4 protein-coding genes are annotated in these 3,900 nt (G+C 70.2%); 1 reads left to right on the plus strand and 3 read right to left on the minus strand.

Annotated features, from left to right (window positions below):
- Positions 1–299: dethiobiotin synthase (locus DBR34_RS23045; protein WP_258223905.1), on the plus strand; the 299-nt coding region annotated here is incomplete at its 5' end.
- A 14-nt stretch (positions 300–313) separates the two neighbouring features.
- On the opposite strand, the gene DBR34_RS13200 is transcribed toward DBR34_RS23045, so the two are convergent.
- The 3 genes from DBR34_RS13200 to DBR34_RS13210 form a co-directional block, all read right to left on the minus strand.
- Positions 314–1,732 (minus strand): PLP-dependent aminotransferase family protein, encoded by a 1,419-nt coding sequence (locus DBR34_RS13200; RefSeq protein ID WP_128097127.1) that lies wholly within the window; start codon positions 1,730–1,732, stop codon positions 314–316.
- A 266-nt stretch (positions 1,733–1,998) separates the two neighbouring features.
- Positions 1,999–2,745, minus strand: a complete 747-nt coding sequence (gene msrA / locus DBR34_RS13205) for a peptide-methionine (S)-S-oxide reductase MsrA (RefSeq protein WP_128097128.1) — start codon at positions 2,743–2,745, stop codon at positions 1,999–2,001.
- A gap of 16 nt (positions 2,746–2,761) precedes the next feature.
- Positions 2,762–3,900, minus strand: a 1,139-nt coding sequence (locus tag DBR34_RS13210; protein WP_258223906.1) for a thioredoxin family protein, incomplete at its 5' end; no start/stop codon positions are given.

Consider the following 3,900-nt stretch of genomic DNA (forward strand, 5'->3'; position numbering starts at 1 on the left):
CCCCGCTGTCGGCCACGCTGGACCAGGCCGACCTGGTCCACGCGCTGCGGCTGCCGGTGGTGATGGTGGTGGGGCTGCGGCTGGGCTGCCTCAACCATGCGCGGCTCACCGCAGCGGCGATCGCGGCCAGCGGGGCCACCTGCATCGGCTGGATCGGCAACGAAGTCGACCCGCAGATGGCGCGCATCGACGACAACATGACCATGCTGCGCGACCGCCTGGCGATGCCGTGCCTGGGCCGGCTGCCCTTTGCGCCCGGGGCCGATCCGGCCGGGCTGGCCGGGTGCCTGCAGCTGTAACCGCGGGCCAGCGCTCAGGCGTCGCGCAGGGCGCAGGCCAGCTGGCCCAGCGTGGCGATGGCGTCCACGTACGCCGCGTCCAGTTCCTGGCAGCACGACAACCGCAGGCAATGCCGGTAGCGCGCGCCGCGTGAGTACACCTGGCCGGGCATGAACACCACGCCGCGCGCCAGGGCCTGCTCGAACAGCGCGCCGGTGTCGATGCCGGCCGGCAGCTCCACCCACAGCAGGAAGCCGCCGGTGGGCTGGGTGGCCAACGTGCCGGCCGGGAAGTGCTGGGCGATCAACGCGCGCACGCGCCGCACCTGGTCGTTGTACAGGCGGCGCAGCGTGCGCAGGTGGTGCTCGTAGCTGCCCGCTTCCAGGAACGCGCCCACGGCCTCGCCGAGCAGGCGCGGTTCGGCTCCGGTGGACTGGAACTTGAGCAGCTGGATGTCGGCGGTGAACCGCCCCGCGTCCAGCCAGCCGATGCGGTAGTCCGGCGCCAGCGTCTTGGAGAAGCTGCTGCACACCATCACCCAGCCGTCTTCATCGAAGGACTTCAGCAGCGGCGCCAGCGGCTCCTGGAACTGCAGCTCGGCGTACACCGCGTCTTCGATGAGGGGAATGCGGTAGTGGTTGACCAACGCGGCCAGGCGCCGCTTCTCGGCCACCGGCATGGTGCAGCCGAGCGGATTGTGCACGGTGGGCATGGCCACGATCGCCCGCAGCGCGCCGCGTTCCAGCTGCGCGGCCACGGCATCCACGTCCAGCCCGCGACGCGGGTCGGTGGGCAGCTCGATCGCCTTCAGGCCCAGGTTGCTGAGCAAGGGGTACAGGTTGAAGTAGGACGGCGCCTCGATGCCCACCGCGTCCCCGGGCCGGGTGACCGCGCGCAGGGCAAGCTGCAGTGCTTCCATGGCGCCGTGGGTGAGGACCAGACGCTCGGTACTGGTGTGCAGGCCCAGCCGCGGTCCGCGCCGCACGATCTGCTCCAGCAGCCGGGTGGCCGCATTCGGGCGCGCATAGGTTTCCACCATGCCGGCGCGGCGCAGCACCTGCGCGGTACTGCGCGCCAATTTGTCGCCCGGATAGAAGCGACGCCCGCGCGGGCCGGCGAAGGCCAGGTCGACGATGCCCGGTTGCTGCTGCGCGGCCAGCACCCGCGCCATCATCAGCTGCTGGGCCTGGGTGGTGGCCAGCGATGGCGCCTGGCGCAGCGAGCGGGTCGGTTCGGCCAGCCGCGGGCTGACCACGAAGCCGGCCTTGGGTCGCGGTACCACCAGCCCGGCATCTTCCAGTTGGCGATACGCGGCAATGACGGTGTTGAGGCTGAGCTGGCGCTGCGCCGCCAGGCCACGCAGCGAGGGCAGCCGGGTGCCCACCGGCAGCCGGCCGCTGTGGATGGCATCGGCCATTTCATCGGCCAGGGATTGGTAAAGGTTGGCTGCCATGGGGAGAGTCCGCCGCAATCTGTAACCGTGCGGTTGGCCGGAAGCTGGCTCTGTATCCGCTGATGCGCGCAGCCTAGCATGCTCGATCCAGCGCCCCGGGCAATCCTGCGGCGCATGCCAGGCCTTCCCTCGCGCACGGCGGTGCGGTGTTTCGCCGTGCGCTTTTTTCCTGCCCGCATCCAGGGACAGCCAACCGCCGACGCATCGTTCCGGGATACGGCAAGTGCAGCCGACCAACGGTCGGCTCTACCGGGGTGCGGCGCCTTTCAGCGCGCCGACAGCGTGGACACCAAGCGCGGCTTCTCGCGGTACAGGGCCGGGTACTGGCGCTTGAGCGCCTCCACCTTCGGCAGGTCGTTGATGCGGATATACAGCGACTCCGGATGCAGGGTCAGGTAGTTCTGGTGGTAGCCCTCGGCCGGATAGAACCGCTTGCCGCCCTCGACCGTGGTCACCACCGGCCGGGCAAATGCCTTGGCCCGCTGCAGCTGGGCGATGTACGCCTGGGTCGCATCGCGCTGCCCGGCATCGTCGGCAAAGACCGCCGAGCGATACTGCGTGCCGCGATCCGGCCCCTGGCGGTTGAGCTGGGTGGGGTCGTGGGCCACCGAGAAAAACACCTGCATCAGCTGCCCGTAGCTCACCTTCGACGGATCGTAGGTGACCTGCACCGCTTCGGCATGGCCGGTGCCGCCGCTGCCCACGCGTGTGTAGCTGGCATCCCCCGCGCTGCCGCCGATGTAGCCGGACACCGCGTTGTCCACGCCGTTGATGTGCTGGAACACGCCCTGCACGCCCCAGAAGCAGCCGCCGGCAAACACCACCTGGGCGCGGTGGATGCCGGGCGGCTTGAAGTCGGCCGTGCCGGTGGGCGCAGGCAGCGTCACCAGCGCCTGCGCCTGCGACGTGGCCGCCTGCGCCGGGCGGTCCAGGCTGACCACCGCGGTGATGGTCATCGCCGCGATCACCGCCGCGATGCTGCCGGCCACCAGTTTGTCCATTGCGATCTTCATCGAAGGCCTCCAGGGCTCAACCGAACGTAAAGGCATAGGCATGCACGCCCGGATCAAGGAACTCGATCTCGAAGGTGCGTTCACGTACATCACCGCGCTGGCGGATCAACTGGTACAGCCGGTGTTCGCCGACCTGACCGCTGCCATCGGCCGATACATCACCGCCGGCCGCTGCGCCCGGCGGTTGGCCGTCGATGCGCACGCGGTAGCGCACCGGCGTGCCATCCACGGCCGGGGCCAGCACCAGGTGCAGGTCGCGGGCGTGGAAGCGGAAGGCGATCCGGCCACCGGCCGCGTCCAGGTGCGCGTCTTCATCGCCCACCGTCCAGCGCCCGCCCAGCGCCCACTGGTTCAAGCGCAACGTGGCCGGCACGGTGTAGTCGGTGGCGCGCTCGGGCTGCTGCCCGCCCGGCGAGGCGAAGCTCTGCGCGCGCGCATGGCCCAGGTAGGTTTCCGGCGACTTCAGGTTGCGCATGTCGGCCTGCTGCTCGATGCCATCGCGCGGCGCGGCGGCCGCCATCGCCATCGCCTGCGCCGGTTCGTCGGGCAGGGTGTTGCCGGCCTCGCGCAGCAGTTGGCGGATGATCTGCTCGGACTGCGCGTAATTGCCTTCACCGAAGTGGTGGGCACGGATGCGGCCTTCCGCATCGATGAAGTAGTGCGCGGGCCAGTAGCGGTTGTTGAAGCCGCGCCAGATCGCGAAGTCGTTGTCGATCGCCACCGGGTAGGTGACCTTCAGGTCCTTCACCGCGCGCTGCACGTTGCCCAGGCTGCGCTCGAAGGCGAACTCCGGCGCGTGCACGCCGATCACCACCAGGCCGTGGTCGCGGTAGCGCTCGGCCCACTCGCGCACATACGGCATGGCGCGCAGGCAGTTGATGCACGAGTAGGTCCAGAAATCGACCAGCACCACCTTGCCGCGCAACGCCTCGGCACTGAGCGGCGGGCTGTTGAGCCAGCCGGTGGCGCCGGCCAGCGAGGGCAGGGTGCCTTCCACCGGCAACGGGGCACCGGCCGGCGCGTTGGCGGCCGTCATCATCATCGAACTGCCCGCGGCCGGTTCCTGCCCCGGCAACACGTCCAGCAGACCCTGCTCCAGCTTGGCCGTGCTCACCGTGGACAGGCGGGTCAGCACGCCGGTGTCCCAGCCCATGC

It is taken from the genome of Stenotrophomonas sp. HMWF003, from assembly GCF_003061285.1.
GTDB lineage: Bacteria > Pseudomonadota > Gammaproteobacteria > Xanthomonadales > Xanthomonadaceae > Stenotrophomonas > Stenotrophomonas maltophilia_AP.